This is a genomic window from Oceanospirillum sediminis (genome assembly GCF_014164585.1).
Classification (GTDB): Bacteria; Pseudomonadota; Gammaproteobacteria; order Pseudomonadales; family Halomonadaceae; genus Oceanospirillum; species Oceanospirillum sediminis.
Genome location: NZ_JACJFM010000003.1, coordinates 235,078 through 253,801 on the forward strand (window position 1 = coordinate 235,078; position 18,724 = coordinate 253,801).

Sequence of the window (18,724 nt, forward strand, 5' to 3'; positions counted from 1 at the left end):
AGACACAAAAATCGGATAGGGGCAGATCCATCCCGATTGGAGTGGCTGCGCCTTTTGGCACTACTTATCCTACTTTCCAAAATGCAATATTGATAATCGTTATCAATAAAAAGCCAATAATAGTCTGCAAACTCAATCGCTCTTCTCTGAGCGCTGAATCGAATGACCGTCAAAGACCTGATGTGCACACATCATTCTGAAGGAGGTGCTTTATGTCAGATCAACGTTATCCGGAAGGGTTTATTCCTGCGCCGGAACAGGATTGCTCCAGGTATAAACAAGCCGGTTACTGGCAAGAGAGAAATCTGGGGCAATGGCTCAGCCACTGGGCCAGTCAATATGGGAGTAACACGGCTCTGACAGATCAACAGCACCGTCTCAGCTACCAGCAACTGGATCATCAGGCCAGTCGTCTTGCTGCCGGTTTATATCAGGCCGGTATCCGGCAAGGAGATAAGGTGCTGGTGCAATTGCCGAACTGTGCCAGTTTCGTCATTCTGACATTTGCACTGTTTCGCATTGGCGCCTGGCCCATCATGGCGATGCCCGCTCACAGAGAAAAAGATATTGTTGCCTTGTGTCAGCAGGCCGAGCCTGTGGCTTATGTACTGCCTGATCGTTTTCTGGGGTATGACTATCACTCCCTTGCCGATCAGGCCCGTGCCAGCTGCTCAAGCCTGAAACATATCATTGTTGATGGTGAGACTGATACCTGGCTGTCACTGAGTGATTTTGATCATGAACCTTTACCAGCAGAAACGTTGTCTCAGCCGCAATATACTGATGTAGCTCTGCTGTTGCTATCCGGTGGCACCACAGGGACACCTAAACTGATTCCCCGTACCCATGCCGATTATGCCTATAACGCCATTGCTTCGGCAGAACTGTGCGGCCTGTCAGAGCAGAGTGTTTATCTGGCCGCATTGCCTGTAGGGCATAATTTCCCTCTGGCTTGTCCCGGCATTCTGGGCACCCTGAGTGCTGGCGGAAATGTCGTCATGGCCAGAACGCCGGGCAGTGATGAAACCTTCCCGCTAATTGAATCAGAGAAGGTTACTGTGACTGCTCTGGTGCCGCCTCTGGCGCAACTCTGGTTATCAGCCCGTGAGTGGGATGATTCTGATCTTTCCAGCCTGAAATTGCTTCAGATTGGCGGCTCTCGGCTTGATCCGGAAGTTGCTCGTCAGATTACTCCTGTCCTGGGTTGTAAATTACAACAGGTTTTCGGCATGGCAGAAGGCCTGCTCTGTTATACCCGTCTGGATGATCCGGAGGAGGTTGTAATCAATACTCAGGGGCGTCCGCTGTCATCTCATGATCAGGTTCGTGTTGTTAACAGTGCCGGACACCCCGTGCAGGCCGGAGAAACCGGCGAACTGCAAACCAAAGGCCCCTATACCATTCATGGCTATTACAAAGCCGACTCACATAATGCCACTACTTTCACTGCTGATGGCTTTTACCAGTCCGGTGATCTGGTACGCATGACACCGGAAGGCAATATCGTTGTTGAAGGCCGGATTAAAGAACAGATCAACCGGGCCGGAGAAAAGATTGCAGTGGCCGAAGTTGAGCAGCTGTTAAATGAGCATCCGGATATCGAAAGCTGCGTACTGGTGCCTGTACCTGATGAGCGTCTGGGCGAACGCAGTTGTGCCTTTATTATCACCTCCGGTGCCGAATTCTATCTGCATCATCTGCAATATTACCTGAGTGATAAAGGCCTGCCTCGTTATAAACAACCGGATCAGCTGGAGCAGGTCAGTCACTGGCCCCTGACGACAGTGGGCAAAATCGACAAGCAGCGTCTGATCAGGCAAGCCCTGCAATCTGATGCTCAACAAACAGCGCATCCTGTTTCAGACAAAAATGTACAACCGAATCAAAAGTCTGCAGCACAGACATCTGCCGTTTCTTCAGCGTCAACCTCAGCCCCACAATTATCTGATACAGAAAAAAATATGACTCAATACAGCGAACACCATCTGAAAACCAGTTATCCCGCCATCGATATCGCTATGGCTGTCGCCAGAAACCAGCTATCAGAGCATTACGCCATCTATGAACAACCCGGAGAGTGGTCTATTGGTATCGGACAATACGCACAACTTCAGGCCAGTAAAGATGCAGCAACTCTGAGCTGTGGTCCTCTGTCAGAAACCTATCGCCAGCCCCGCTTGTGCCAGGCGATTGCCAGAGCCACTCAGGCTATCCCGGCAGAGAACTGGCGCTTATACGGTTCTGCCCGCTTTGAACTGTCTCATATTTTCTATGATCTGGAGCATATGCCGGCAGATGGCACCTTGCTGGATCTGTTTGTGCCTGAATATGAAATTCGTATCCGTCAGGATGATGTGCTGTTACGGGCTATCAGCGAAGAAAAACTGGACCAGTTGATCAGCCTGTTCCATCAGGCAGAAGATCTGTGTCAGAGTGAAAATAAGGTGCTGGATGCTCATCAGCTGAATCTCAGCCTGCAGGATTATCAGCAGACAGAATACAAAAACAATGTGCAGCAGGCCGTTGATGATATTCAGGCCAGGCGTTATCAGAAAGTCATTCTGTCCCGCCGCATCCCTCTGCCAGAAGAGGTGGATCTGTTAGCCAGTTATCGTACGGGACGTTCGCAGAATACCCCGGCACGTTCGTTCTTTGTTAATCGTGGCGACAATCAACTGGCCGGCTTCAGCCCGGAAACCGTGGTTGAAGTCTCTGCAGATGGCTGGATCAGCACCCAGCCTCTGGCCGGAACCCGTGCTCTGGGCAATAGTGCCGATGAAGAAGCCCGTCTGAAGGCGGAGCTGCTGGCTGATACCAAAGAGATCGCCGAACATGCCGCATCGGTTAAGCTGGCTCAGGAAGAGCTGGAAGGCATCTGTACCCGTGAAAGTATCGCGGTCAGTGAATTTATGGCGGTTCGTCGCCGTGGCAGTGTGCAGCATCTGGCTTCCCGCGTAAAAGGTCAGTTGAAAGAGGATAAAAATGCCTGGGACGCTTTTGAAGCGCTGTTCCCAGCTGTTACTGCATCCGGTATCCCTAAAAAGCCTGCTATTGAAGCTATTTATCGTTATGAACAGCAGCCCCGTGGCTGGTACAGCGGTTGTGTCATGATTGTTGACAGCACAGGGGCAATGGATGCTGCTCTGGTATTGCGCTCCATCTATCGCGAAGATAACAACAGCTGGTTACAGGCCGGTGCCGGTATCGTCGATCAGTCCCGTCCTGAACGAGAACTGGAAGAAACCATCGAAAAACTCAGCTGCATTATGCAGTTCCTGGCCACCCGTTCTGCTACATCTCCTGTACAGGTTGAAGGTGCTATGGCTCAGAATGAAGCCTGTGCAGAGGAGGAAATAGCATAATGTCTTCTGCGATCCCGTCTTCAGATCAGAGTAATCGTCTGAATCCTCAGCATATTATCGGGCAGTTACAGGTTCTGATACCTGTGTCTCTGGATGGTCAGGAAGACGCCAACCTGATTCAGCTGGGCCTGGACTCTCTGCATATTATGCGACTGGTCAATCAATGGCGAAAAGCCGGTGCCAGAGTCACCTTTGCCCAGCTTATTGAACGCCCGATTCTCAGTCACTGGTTATCTCTGCTGGTGACCGATAACCAGGATGCTGCACAGCAGGAAAGCGCAGACGATTTTCAGGCGCTTCTGCAGAAAACACGTGATGATCAGAATTTGCAGGATCGATGCTATTCAGACCAGCCTTTTAACCTGACAGATGTTCAGTATGCCTACTGGATGGGCCGCCAGGATAACCAGGAGCTGGGCGGTAATGGTTGCCATGCTTATCTGGAGATTGATGGTGATCAGGTACTCGGTTCACGGCTGGAAATGGCCTGGCATCAGTTGATCCGACAGCACAGTATGCTCAGAGCCAGATTCACCGATGAAGGGCAGCAGTTTATTCCGGATGACTACGGGTTACCGGAACTGATCTGTCATGATTTCAGCGAATTATCTGCAGAGCAGGCAGAACAGCAGGCTCAACTGATCCGAAGCCGGTTATCCCATCGAAAACTGGCGATTGAGAGCGGTCAGGTGATGGGGCTGGAGCTTTCTTTGCTGCCTGGCGGTAAAACCCGGATTCATTTCGATGTGGATCTGTTGGTGGCTGATGTGCAGAGCCTGCATATTCTGCTCAGAGATCTGGCCGAGGCTTATAACACCCTTAACGATCAGCCAGAATCTGCTGCAACTTTATCCGCTGATCCTGACTGGCGTTTTGCTCATTATCTGGCGATTGAATCAGAGCGTAAAAAGAACCAGAGCGAAGCAGATAAAACTTACTGGCAACAGCGTCTGAGTGATCTGCCTTCTGGTCCTCAGTTACCTCTGGCAAAAGATCCTCATTCTATCGGCAAACCTGAGTTTATCCGCCGGACTCATCTGCTGAGTACAGAAAAATGGCAATCGCTGAAAAGTATAGCCGCCAGCTATAAGGTGACACCGGCCATGGTACTGGCCAGCGCCTACGCAGAAGTGCTGGCGCGCTGGAGTGCTTCGCCGGAGTTCCTGCTCAATATTCCACTGTTTGACCGTCAGACCGATCATCCGGGTATTGAAGATGTCGTCGCTGATTTTACCAATTTACTGCTATTGCAGTGCAATTGTCGGGATGCGTTGCCATTTCTGAACCGGACGCGCCAGATACAGAAACAGCTGTATAAAGATATCGCCCATGCCAGTTATTCTGCTGTCAGTATTCAGCGGGATCTGGCGCGTCAGGGATTAACGGACGGAGTCTCAGCTCCGGTTGTTTTTGCCTGTAATCTGGGTACACCGCTGCTGACAGATACCTGTCGTAATACCCTGGGTGAGCTGAATTATATGATCTCTCAGACCCCTCAGGTCTGGCTGGATCATCAGCTTTATGAAATGGAAGATGGCTTGTTACTGGCCTGGGATGCTGTCGATGAACTCTTCCCGCATAATCTGATCAGCGATATGTTCGCAGCTTACACACAGCTGCTGGAGTGGCTGGCAGAAGATAAAGGTCACTGGCTGCAACACAGCCCGGACCTGATGCCGGAATATCAGAACATCAGCCGCCAGCAGGCGAACAATACCCTGACCTCTTATCATCCGCATCTGCTGCATCAGGCGATGTTTGACACTGCCCTGCAAACTCCTGAGCGTGCGGCATTAATCGTAGCGGATCAGATTATCAGCTATGGTCAGCTGGCTGATCAGGCTCTTCGCATCGCGCGCCTGCTTCAGCAGCAAGGCCTGAAAACGAATGATCCGGTTGCCATTACTTTGCCTCGGGGCGTTGATCAGATCGCCGCTGTCTTTGGTGTTCTGGCTGCCGGAGGCTGCTATGTGCCGATTGGCGTACATCAACCCGCCAGTCGACAAGCCCGAATTCATCAGACCGCAGGCATTAATCTGGTCCTGACCTCATCGCAGTACCTGCCTGAAGCCGGTCAGGATGATGTACGTTATCTGGATATCTCACAAGCTGAATCCCTGACACCATTAACTAGTCCGGTTCCGGTCGCTGCTGAATCATCGGCTTATATTATCTTTACCTCGGGTTCCACCGGTGAACCTAAAGGGGTTGAGATGGCACACAGAGCCACTGCGAACACCATCGACAATATTAACCGTCGCTACAATGTGCATCAGAACAGTCGGGCTCTGGCGGTCTCTGCGCTGGATTTTGATCTGTCGGTTTATGACATTTTTGGCCTGCTCAGCACCGGTGGCGCTCTGGTATTACTGAGGGATGATCAACGTCGTGATGCGGCGGTCTGGCTGGATCTGGTACAGCAACACAAGGTTACCGTCTGGAACTCTGTTCCTGTATTGCTGGATATGCTGCTGATCGTGGCTGAAAATCAGACTACCGCTCATCCGGCGTCCTCTGAGGCTGGCTTGTCTTCTGATACTGGCTTGTCTTTTACCCCCGGCTTGTCTTCTGAATCTGGCCTGTCTTTTGAACCACAATTATCTTTTGAGCCCAGCCTGCCTTTTGAACCACAATTATCTTTTGAGCAAGTGATGTTATCCGGTGACTGGATAGGACTGGACCTGCCATCGCGTTTGTTCGCCCGGACATCAGAGCATACCCGCCTGATCGCTATGGGTGGCGCGACAGAAGCGGCGATCTGGTCTAACGCATTTGATGCTTTTGAACCGGATCAGCCCCTGCCTGCCCACTGGACATCCATCCCTTATGGTAAACCACTGGCCAATCAGCACTATCGTGTTGTCGATGCGCAGGGGCGGGATTGCCCAGACTGGGTTGCGGGTGAACTCTGGATTGGTGGTATCGGTGTGGCTGAGGGTTATCGGGGCGATACCGATATGACCGTATCGCGCTTTGTTATGGCCGAAACAAATACTGTCCTGAACCCGGCTGTTTTCCGTGGTGATATCTTTGATACCACAGTACCGTCCCGAACATCTGAAGCACAGGCATCAGCAAGTACTCAAACCAGTCGCTGGTACAGAACCGGTGATCAGGGGCGTTACTGGCCGGATGGTCATCTGGAATTCCTGGGGCGTCTGGATCATCAGGTTAAAGTACGCGGTCATCGTATCGAACTGGGTGAAATTGAAACAGCGTTATTATCTCTGCCTGAGATCAGCCGGGCTGTTGCTGTCACTATTACTTCTGAGGGCCAGCCTCCTTCACTGGCTGCGGCTGTGATTGTCGATGCTGCTGTGATTGACGAAGGCTCAGCAACGGAGCCGTCACAGAATAGCAATGCAGCCCTGGATCACAGTACATCTCTCGATAAAAGCGCGACTCTGGATAGCCATGAGATCACAGCAGCACTGCACCAGCTGCTGCCGGATTATATGGTGCCATCCACTCTGGTTGCCGTATCTGACATTCCACTGAGTGCTAATGGTAAAGTTGACCGCAAACAGGTCACTGCTCTGCTGGCCGATCAGATCAACACGCAACCCATTCAGCTGACAGCCCCTGAAACAGACAACGAAAAAGCCGTCGCAACCCTCTGGCAGGCATTACTGGATACTGATCAGATTGGTCGTGAAAGTAATTTCTTCAGTCTGGGTGGTGATAGCCTTCTGGCTACCCAGGTGATCGCCCGTTTACGTCAGCAAGGGCTGAGTGCAGAGCAGCCTTTGCGTCTGCTATTCGCCAAACCGGAATTACAGGCTTTTGCAGCTGAACTGTATCAGACTGAACAAACCGTTCAGCAGCAGGTGGTTGCTGAACCAGAACAGCGCTTCGAGCCGTTCCTGCTCACCGAAGTACAGCGCGCTTACTGGATGGGGCAATCTCCGGGTCTGCCATTAAGCTGTGGTACACACTATCTGACAGAACTGGATGGTGCCGATGTTGACCTGACACGTCTGGAGCAGGCCTGGAATAAACTGGTTCATAACCATGAAATGATGCGGGCTTTTGTGAATGCAGAAGGCCAGCAGCAAATTCTGGCCGAAGTGCCTGATACCACCATTCAGCAGTACTATATTCAGGATCTGTCTCTCCAGATCGATGTAGCAGATCCCGCGCATCCTGACAATGCAGAAGGGACAACCGCTGCGACAGATACCAGCAGAACGGATTCCTTAAAGCAGATGATAGTCCTTGAAAACAGTGCTCAGGGGGCTCAGCAATGGTTGCATCACTGCTGGCATGAACTGTCTCGTCAACAACAGAATAGCGATGCACCAGTATCTGAAGGCTGGACTCCATGCCAGATCAATGCGGTACATTACACGGGGACTCAGGGAGAAAGCCGTTGTCGTATCGGTATCACCTTTGATTACCTTACTCTGGACGGTTTCAGTATCAAACTGCTGCTCGAACAGCTGGCCGATCTGTATCATGATCCGGACTCCTCTGTTCACACACCGGGCCTGTCGTTCCGGGATTATGTGAATCAGGTCGATCACTCTGAATCAGAAAAAGAGCAAGCGGTTCGTTTCTGGCAGGACAAAATTACTACTCTGCCACTGGCTCCGGAACTGCCGCTGGCTACAGAGCCCGACACGCTGACAGCCCCTGAATTTAACCGTCGTGAAGCCAGATTAAGCGCTGATCAGTGGACAGCCCTGAAAGAAAAAGCCCGTCAGCATCAGATCACACCGTCAGTACTGCTACTGGTAGCTTACAGCCAGATTATTCGTCAGTGGAGTGGTGGTAATGATCACACCCTGAACCTGACACTATTTGACCGTCAGGATGTCCATGCTGATATCAACCGTGTACTGGGCGATTTTACCTCTCTGGCACCGGTTGGTTTTTACGCTGAACACGGCAATAATCTGCTGGCTCAGGCACGTGCTACTCAGCAGGAAATTGCTCAGGCACTGGAGCACAAATCCATTTCATCAATCTGGGTACAGCGTGAACGTTCCCACGAAATGAGCCTGACATCTGCCGCTCTGCCGGTGGTCTTTACCAGTACTCTGGGGCTGGGTAACGGGTTATTTGAAAATCCGCCAGCAGGATTCCCGGATCTGGTCGCAGGCGGGCTATCTGAAACGCCACAGGTCTGGCTGGATCATCAGCTGTACGAATATAAAGGCGAACTGGCTCTGTCCTGGGATTCTGTTGATGCTCTGTTCCCGGAGCAGATGCTGGATCAGATGTTCGAGGCTTATCTGGATCTGTTACAGGCTCTGGTACAGCAGGACTGGTCTGAAGATTTCAAACTGACATTGCCGGAACAACAGTTGCGTGTTCGTCAGCAAGTTAACCAGACTCATACGCCGTATCAGCCACACCTGCTGCATCAGGCGATGTTTACTACCGCGCAGCAGGCGCCAGAGCGTACGGCACTGATCGCATCGGATCATAGCGTCAGTTACGGTCAGCTGGCTGATCAGGCGCTGCGTATTGCTCAGCTGCTTAAACAGCAGGGACTGCAAACCGGTGATCCGGTCGCCATCACTCTGCCTCGTGGTACGGATCAGATCGCTGCGGTATTTGGTGTGTTGGCTGCCGGTGGCTGCTATGTGCCTATCGGTGTGCATCAGCCTGTCAGCCGACAGGCCCGGATTCATCAGACCGCTGGTATTAAGCTGGTGCTGACTTCCGTTCAGTTCTTACCGGAAAATTCAGTGCGGGATGAGGCTTCGGATAATGGCAGCACGCGTTATCTGGATATGGCTCAGGCTGAAAGTCTGACGCCTCTGTCAGCACCTGTTGATGTTGCACCGGAAGCATCGGCTTATATCATCTTTACCTCAGGTTCGACGGGTGAACCTAAAGGTGTGGAGATGGCACACAGGGCCACTGCTAACACCATCGATAATATCAACCAGCGTTATGGTGTTCATCAGGACAGTCGGGCGCTGGCGGTATCTGCACTGGACTTTGACCTGTCGGTTTATGACATCTTTGGCCTGCTCAGTACCGGTGGTGCTCTGGTGGTGCTGGAAGAGGAACAACGCCGGGATGCGGCGATCTGGCTGGATCTGGTGCAACAACATCAGATCACTGTCTGGAACTCTGTTCCTGTACTGCTGGATATGCTGCTGGTTGTGGCTGAAAACCAGGCATCTGCCACCCTGCTGCCCTTTGAACCTCGCTTGTCCTTTGAACAAGTGATGCTATCGGGTGACTGGATTGGTCTGGATCTGCCATCCCGCCTGTTTGCGCAGACTTCTCATCAGACCCGTTTGATTGCGATGGGTGGCGCAACAGAAGCGGCTATCTGGTCCAATTCATTTGATGCCTTTGAACCCGGTCAGCCTCTGCCACCACACTGGACGTCTGTGCCATACGGTAAGCCGCTGGAAAACCAGCACTATCGCGTGGTGGATGCTCAGGGTCGGGATTGTCCGGACTGGGTTGCCGGTGAACTCTGGATTGGTGGTATCGGTGTGGCTGAGGGGTATCGGGGCGATAGCCAGCAGACCGCTGCTCGCTTTGTGTTGGCAGAGACAGATACTATCCCGCAACCGGTTACCTTTGCTTCAGCAGAAAACGCTGAATCCGTTCAGAACGGTGCAACAAATACCAGCCGCTGGTACAGAACCGGAGATCAGGGCCGCTACTGGCCCGATGGTCATCTGGAATTCCTGGGCCGTCTGGATCATCAGGTGAAAGTCCGGGGTCATCGTATTGAGCTGGGTGAAATCGAAACGGCGTTGCTGACATTGCCAGAGATCAGCCGGGCTGTTGCTGTAACGGTTAAACCGGATGGTCAACAGCCATCGCTGGCTGCCGCTGTCACAACAGAGGAAAACGCTCAGATTCTGGATACTGATGGGATCAGAAGCGCTCTGCAGCAGCTACTACCCGATTATATGGTTCCGACCACTCTGGTCAGCATATCTGAGATTCCACTCAGCGCTAATGGCAAAGTGGATCGCAAGCAGGTGACAGCACTGCTGGCAGAACAGGTCAGTGCACAACCCCAGCAATTGACCTCACCCGCAACCGATAATGAACGTGTGGTTGCTGCACTCTGGCAGGAGCTGCTGGATACTGACCAGATCGGTCGTGAAAGTAATTTCTTTGCCCTGGGTGGTGACAGCTTGCTGGCGACACAAGTTATCGCTCGCTTGCGTCAGCAGGGACTGAGTGCTGAACAGCCACTGCGCTTACTGTTTGCTAATCCGGAACTGCAGACCTTTGCTGCAGAACTGAATCAGACTAGTCAGGCAGCTATGCAACAGGACGTTATAGCACAGCCGGAACAGCGCTTTGAGCCATTCCCATTGACCGAAGTGCAGCGCGCTTACTGGATGGGCCAGTCTCCGGGACTGCCATTGAACTGTGGCACCCATTATCTGGTTGAGCTGGATGGTGAAGCGGTTGACCTGCAGAAACTGGAACAGGCCTGTAACACCCTGATTCAGCGCCATGAGATGCTGCGGGTGAAAATTACCCCTCAGGGTGAACAGCAAATTCTGCCTGCAGACGCTGTCGAAAGCATTCAGGTTGATAGCGATCATACTGTTTATGCTGATCAGGATAATGCCCGTGCACAACTCGACAGCTGGTGGCAGTACTGGTCTGAAAACAACCGGATTACGCAGCAGAATGATAATGAACAGACCACTCTGTTTGCCATAAAAGCGGTGCATTACGGTCAGAATCGCTGTCGTCTGGGGCTGTTGTTTAACTATATGACTCTGGATGGCTTCAGTATCAAGCTGTTGCTGGATGAACTGGCTGAGCTTTATCAGAATCCGGATGTGGAGTTGCCTGCTTTTGATCTGTCCTTCCGGGATTATGTTAATCAGGTTAAACCTGATCCTCAGGCTTTAGCTCAGGCAGAAGATTACTGGTACAACAAGCTGGAAAACTTGCCTATGGCCGCTGCTCTGCCACTGGCAAGAGATCCACGAACCTTGCAGGACACACGTTTTTCTCGCCGTGAAGCCAGAATCAATCGGGATAACTGGGCTCAGCTGCGTCAGTCAGCCCGTGATCAGGGCATTACACCATCGGTACTGATTCTGACTGCATATGGTGAGATTCTCAGCCAGTGGAACGGTGGTAAAGCCCATACGATCAACCTGACATTATTTGACCGTCAGCCGGTTCACCCGGATATCAACAGGATTGTCGGTGACTTTACCTCTCTGGCACCTGTGGCCTATCACCCGGATAACCAGAAAAATCTGCTGCAATTAAGCCAGCAGGTGCAGGATGAAATCGCCAGCGCGCTGGAGCACCGTGAAATCTCATCTATCTGGGTACAGCGTGAACGTGCCCGGGAGATGGATCTGGTTGCTGCGGCTTTGCCGATTGTTTTTACCAGTACTCTGGGAATGGCCGATGGTCTGTTGGAGGAGAAATCGGTAGCAGGCTTCCCGGATCTGGCTGGAGGCGGGCTGTCTGAAACGCCACAGGTTTGGCTGGATCACCAGATGTATGAGCATCAGGGTGAACTGATGATCTCCTGGGATAGTGTTGATGCACTCTTCCCGGATGGTCTGATCGACAGCATGTTCGGCCAGTTTATCCAGCTGCTGAACACCCTGGCTGGACAATGGGATCAACCTCTGAAAACTGCTCTGCCAGAAGACCAGTGTATGATCCGTCAGCAGGTCAATCAGACTCATACGCCGTATCAGCCTCATCTGTTGCATCAGGCGATGTTCGCTACTGCGCAACAGACACCGGAACGAACGGCACTGATCGCATCGGATCAGAGCATCAGTTACGGTCAACTGGCCGATCAGGCCCTGCGCATCGCTCAGTTGCTTAAGCAACAGGGATTGCAAAGCGGTGATCCGGTTGCCATCACTCTGCCCAGAGGCACTGATCAGATCGCTGCGGTATTTGGTGTACTGGCTGCCGGTGGCTGCTATGTGCCTATTGGTGTGCATCAGCCTGACAGCCGACAGGCCCGGATTCATCAGACCGCTGGTATTAAGCTGGTGCTGACTTCCGCTCAGTTCTTACCGGAAAATCCAGCATCAGATGAAGCAGAAGATAGAGTGGTGCGTTACCTGGATATGGCTCAGGCTGAAAGCCTGACGCCTCTGTCAGCACCTGTTGATGTCGCGCCAGAAGCATCGGCTTATATCATCTTTACCTCAGGTTCGACGGGTGAACCTAAAGGTGTGGAGATGGCACATAGAGCCACTGCTAACACCATCGATAATATCAACCAGCGTTATGGCGTTCATCAGGAAAGCCGGGCACTGGCGGTATCTGCACTGGACTTTGACCTGTCGGTTTATGACATCTTTGGCCTGCTCAGTACCGGTGGTGCTCTGGTACTGCTGGAAGAGGAGCAACGCCGGGATGCGGCGATCTGGCTGGATCTGGTGCAACAACATCAGATCACCGTCTGGAACTCTGTTCCTGTACTGCTGGATATGCTGCTGGTCGTGGCTGAAAACCAGGCATCTGCCACCCTGCTGCCCTTTCAACCTCGCTTGTCCTTTGAACAAGTGATGCTATCGGGTGACTGGATTGGTCTGGACCTGCCATCCCGCCTGTTTGCCCAGGCTTCTCATCAGACCCGTCTGATTGCGATGGGTGGCGCAACAGAAGCGGCTATCTGGTCCAATTCATTTGATGCCTTTGAACCTGGTCAGCCTCTGCCACCACATTGGACATCCGTGCCATACGGTAAGCCGCTGGAAAACCAGCACTATCGCGTGGTGGATACTCAGGGGCGGGATTGCCCGGACTGGGTTGCCGGTGAACTCTGGATTGGTGGTATCGGTGTGGCTGAGGGGTATCGGGGTGATACCGACCTGACCGCATCACGTTTTGTGCTGGCTGAAACCGCTACGGTTCAGCAACCCGCAGCCTTTGCTTCAGCAGAAAACGCTGAATCCGTTCAGAACGGTGCAACAAATACCAGCCGCTGGTACAGAACCGGAGATCAGGGGCGCTACTGGCCAGATGGCCACCTGGAGTTCCTGGGCCGTCTGGATTATCAGGTGAAAGTCCGGGGCCATCGTATTGAGCTGGGCGAAATCGAAACAGCACTGCTGACACTGCCAGAGATCAGTCGGGCTGTTGCGGTAACCGTGAAACCAGAGGGGCAGCCGCCATCATTGGCTGCCGCTGTCATGACAGAGGGAGCAGAATCAGGCACCGAACAGGCGCTGGACACTAATGCGATCAAAACTGCTCTGCAGCAGTTGCTACCAGAATATATGGTGCCCGCCACGCTGGTTGCGGTATCTGAAATTCCACTCAGCGCCAACGGTAAGGTCGATCGCAAACAGATCACGACTCTGATGGCGGATCAGCTCCAGGGACAACAGGCGTATCAGGCTCCGGAAAATGAGCTGGAAGCCGATGTTGCGCGGATCTGGTGCCAGGTACTGAAAAGAGAACGTATTTCCAGAACCGATGACTTCTTCCTGATTGGTGGCGACAGTCTGAGCGCTACTCAGATTGTGCAGCAACTGCATCAGCAAAGGGTCAGTCCGGAAGCCGTTTCACTGATTACTCTGTTTACGTCACCGACCATCGCTGCCTTAAGTGAGCAGATTCAACAACAGTGGCAAGCTCTGTCGCAAACCACGGATACACAGGATATTTTTGAGGAAGGCTTACTATGAGCAACATGACCAGAGCTGTCAGCCAGATTATTGACGAACTCAAGGCCATGGGCGTCCATCTGTGGACCGAAGACCAGCAACTCAGATTCAAGGCCCCCGTCGGGGCCCTGACAGAAGAATATCGTCAGATTATCAAACAGAGAAAACAGGAATTTATTGATCACCTGTCTTCGGATAATAAAGACACTGGTATTCAGATTGACCCGGAAAACCGTTATGAGCCATTTCCTCTGACCGATCTGCAGGTGGCTTATATTGTCGGACGCCGAAATAATTATGAACTGGGTGGCGTGGGTTGCCACAGTTATATTGAGCTGGAACTGCCCCGATTGGACCACGAACGTCTGCAGCAGGCCTGGCACAAACTGATTCTGCGCCACGATATGCTGCGTGCGGTGATCGGCACAGATGGTCAGCAGCAGGTGCTGAAAAATGTCACCCTGCCACCAGTGATCAGCCAGGATCTGATGGGTCAGTGTGCTGAGGACTTTGATCAGGCTGTGCAGGCTGTACGTGAGAAGATGGCATTTCGCTGTTATGACTCTGAACGCTGGCCGCTCTATGAATTGCGTCTGTCGTCCCACGATGACAAATCTATTCTGCACCACTCTACAGATCTGCTGATTGCTGACTTTGCCAGTATTCAGATTCTGTTGGCAGAACTGGGAGATCTGTATGATCACCCCGATCAGGAGTTCCCTCCGCTGGCTCTGACTTTCCGGGATATTCTGCTGGATAGCCAGCAGGCCAGAAATCGTCCGGATACTCAGGCCCGTTATCAGCAGCATAAAGATTACTGGATGCAGCGTGTTGCCACGCTGCCTGGTGCGCCAGAACTGCCATTAGCCCAGCCTTCCTCTGCCGGGCTTCCGGAGAAAGATAGCAGCAGCGACAGCTTCCGCCGGTTAAGTCTGGAGCTGGATAAAACTCAGTGGCAGCAGCTCTGCCACCTTGCTAATGAACATAAAATCACGCCGTCTGCTGTGGTCATGAACGCTTTTACAGAAGTGCTGCGCCGCTGGTCACGTCAGGGTGATTTCTGCATCAACCTGACACTACTGAACCGCCCCGATAATCATCCGGATGTTCGTCGTGTGGTCGGTGATTTTATTGCGGTTAATGTACTGGAAGTTAACGATCAGCGTGGCAACACCTTTATCGACAGAACCAGGGCCCTGCAGCAACAGCTCTGGCAGGATATGGCTCACAGCGACTTTACCGGTATTGAAGTACTGCGAGAAATGACCCGATTGAATCAAAGCAATACGCTGATTCCGGTCGTGTTTACCAGTACGGTGGGTGTGACAGGGAATGACCTGCCCCGTAATGATTTTATGCACAATGCCCGTCTGAATTACGGTATTACTCAGACACCACAGGTCTGGCTGGATTGCCAGGCAACGGAACGCCGGGAAGCGCTGCATATCGACTGGGATATCCGCACCGACGTATTCCAGCCGGGTGTTATTGAACAGGCATTTGCTGCTTTCAGACAATTGCTGACAATTCTGGCTAATGATAGTCAGCATTGGCTCAGTACACGTCCTGTACGTTTACCGGACAGTACAACATCGCTGAGACACCAACAGAATAATGCTAAGAATGCGCCTCTGCCGAAAGGTTATCTGCATCAGGGGTTCTGTGATCATGCGCTGAACCAGCCTGATTCTGTCGCGCTGATCTGTGGTCAGCATCAATGGAGTTACCGTCAACTGGCAGTCTGGTCTCTGTCTGTTGCCGACCAGCTGAAAAGTGCTGGTTGTCAACCCGGTCAGCCCGTTGCGGTATTTCTGGATAAGAGCCCGGCTCAGATCGCCGCTATTATGGGCATTCTGCTGGCGGGCGGTGCCTATGTACCGATTGATATTATTCAGCCGGAGAAGCGCCGTAACAGCATTATTCAGGATTCTGATACCACACTGATCGTTACCGATCCGGCGCATCGGGAACTGAACTGGCCAGAGAATAGCCGGTGCATCCTGGTTGATACACTGGTGACCCCGGCCGATCTGACAGAAAGCGCTAATACGGATACCATAACCACACAGATCAGGCAGATTGTGGCTCAGGGCCTGCAGGCCGATACCGTTAACCAGCTGGCTTATATTCTGTATACCTCGGGTACAACAGGTAAACCTAAAGGCGTGATGCTGAGTCATCAGGGCGTCAGAAATACCATTGTTGGCTTCAATCGTCAGTTTGGTTTTAATTCGGATGACAGAACCCTGGCGCTGGTCAATTACAGCTTTGACCTGTCAGTACTGGATATTTTCTGTACCTTTACAGCCGGAGCCGCGCTGGTACTGCCGGAAGGTCAGTGGCGCAGTGATCCGGGTTGCTGGGCTCGCACTATTCAACAGCATAAGGTGACGGTATGGAATTCAGTACCGGCACATATGCAGATGCTGATGACCTGGCATGACCGGGAATCTGATACCGATATTTCCAGCCTGAGACTGGCGTTTATCTCTGGTGACTGGATTCCGGTCACACTGCCACCTAAGATCCGTCAGAAACTGCCTGCACTGAATCTGAACAGTCTGGGCGGACCTACTGAGATCTCTGTCACCTGTATCTACAACCCCATTGGAGAGGTGCCGGAACACGCTACCAGCATTCCGTACGGTACGCCGTTCAGTAATCACAAGCTCTATATCCAGAATGAGCGCTTTGAGGAATGTCCGGACTGGACTCCTGGTGAAATGCTGGTCGGTGGTCCGGGTGTGGCGCTGGGCTTTGTTAATGATCCGGAGCGCACCAAAGAACGCTTTATCACTCATCCGGAAACCGGAGAGCGGCTGTACCGAACCGGTGATATCTGTCGTTATCGTGCCGATGGTGTGATTGAGATTCTGGGGCGTCAGGATAATCAGATCAAAATCCGGGGCCATCGTATTGAACTGGGTGAAGTCGAAGCGTCGCTGAATGAGCTGGAATATATTGCGCAGGCCGTAGCGCTGGTACGCCCTGATCCGGTGGATCTGGTGGCTGCTATTGTACTGAATCTGGGTTATCAGACTTCCGGCTCCAGCAATGACGAGCACCTGACCACACGTATTCAGATGGATCTGGAAAATGTTCTGCCCGGTTATATGATGCCAGTTGCTGTCAGAACTCTGGCAGAGATTCCACTCAGCAAAAATGGCAAGGTTGATCGCACCACCCTTAAGCAGGTATTTAAAGATCAGCCTGTCCATCAGGATAGCTACGAAGCGCCACTGGATGATGAGATTGAACAGAAACTGGCCGCGATCTGGCAGGAACTGATTCAGGTTGAGCAGGTGTCCCGAGGGGATGACTTCTTTATGATCGGTGGCTCCAGCCTGACCGCAGTCGGTTTGCTGAACCGTTTATCAGAAGAAGGCTTTGTGCTGAATATCGATCTGATTTTCAACAACCCTGTATTCAGAGATATGGTCAACGCTCTGCAGCTGGCTGAGGATGAAGAGGAAGCTTTCCGTCAGTCCATCAGACTGGAAGACTTAGCCGATCATTCTCTGCGTAATCTGGATCAGGCCCTGCCGTATCAGCCTGAACAGGACAAGGGGCCGCAGAATATCTTTCTGACCGGAGCCACTGGCTATCTGGGCTGTTATATTCTTAAATCCCTGCTGGAACAGACTCAGGATACTATCTACTGTCTGATCCGCTGTAATGATGAAGAGAACGGTTACTTCCGTCTGCAGCAGATGGCAGAAGAAAGAGGCATGACGCTGGAGATTGATCGTGAGCGTGTGCATATTATTCCGGGCGATCTGATCAACGATCGCTATGGTCTGGATGATACTCAGTATCAGTGGCTGGCAGAAAATATCGATAAAGTGATGCATATCGCTGCTCTGATCAGCCTGATCGCACCGCTGTCCGGCCTGTATCCGATCAATGTGAAGGGCTCGGCTAATGCGATTGAACTGGCCACGACCCATCACGTTAAACCTGTGCATTATATGTCTACCATAGGTGTGCACTATCGTCTGCCTTATGATGAAAGTGAGCCACCTGTGCCTGAGTCTACCTCTCCTATGGCCCCGTGGCATAAGCCTGAACTGACTTATGAGCACACCAAATATATGGCTGAGCAGCTGTTCTATATGGCCAGGGATAAAAACCTGCCGGTGAATATCTATCGCTCTGGTGCTATCACCTGGGATGATACTCAGCAAACGCCGTATATTAACGATGATGCTTTTGTGAAGTTCTTCCGCACCTGTATGAGCGTAGCGGCATATCCGGAATCACGCATTCTGATCAGTACCACGCCGGTCAATGTGGTGGCTCGCTCTATCGCTATGATCAGCCACAAGGCTATTGATCAGACCGGTAAAAACTTCCATGTGGTATCCCGCTACAGTCATACCGGCGAACAGATCTATCGCTGGCTGAATGAACTGGGCTGTCAGTTTAAAGCGATGGACTTTGCGGCCTGGGATCAGCAACTGGCTGACAGCTTCGGTCGTGGTTTTATCAACCGTTACTTCAAACATGGTATGGATCAGGGCGGCCATCACCAGTATCGCATTGATAATACCGAGGCGGCACTGGCGGAGTACGGTCATCAACCGTATGAGATTGACCGTAACTACTTTATCCCTATGGTACGTCACTTCTTTGGTGAGGAAGCCCTTAAGCGTGCGGGTATCTCAGAACGTACCGCTTCGGATGATGGCGATCAACAAAAGCCGGATGACGTAACAGATAACACCTCAACTAACACCTCTATCAGTCAGGTCAGCCCTGCATAAGGAG

Annotated in this window: 3 protein-coding genes; all 3 read left to right on the forward strand. The window is 52.1% G+C overall.

Going from position 1 to position 18,724, the window contains the following annotated elements; translation table 11 throughout:
* The first annotated feature begins 212 nt into the window (after positions 1–212).
* The 3 genes from H4O21_RS26085 to H4O21_RS04010 are packed head-to-tail and all read left to right on the forward strand — an operon-like array spanning position 213 to position 18,720.
* The gene (locus H4O21_RS26085) at positions 213–3,362 is read left to right on the forward strand and encodes a salicylate synthase (RefSeq protein ID WP_182807549.1); all 3,150 of its coding nucleotides are present in this window, start codon (positions 213–215) and stop codon (positions 3,360–3,362) included.
* Entirely contained in the window at positions 3,362–13,978 is a 10,617-nt protein-coding gene (locus H4O21_RS25745) for a non-ribosomal peptide synthetase (RefSeq protein WP_182807550.1), read from the forward strand. Before H4O21_RS26085 ends, H4O21_RS25745 begins: the two co-directional genes overlap by 1 nt.
* Positions 13,975–18,720 carry a non-ribosomal peptide synthetase gene (locus H4O21_RS04010; protein WP_182807551.1) on the forward strand — a complete coding sequence of 1,582 codons (4,746 nt, stop codon included), beginning with the start codon at positions 13,975–13,977 and terminating at the stop codon, positions 18,718–18,720. The genes H4O21_RS25745 and H4O21_RS04010 overlap by 4 nt, the downstream gene beginning before the upstream one ends.
* Positions 18,721–18,724 lie beyond the last annotated feature (4 nt).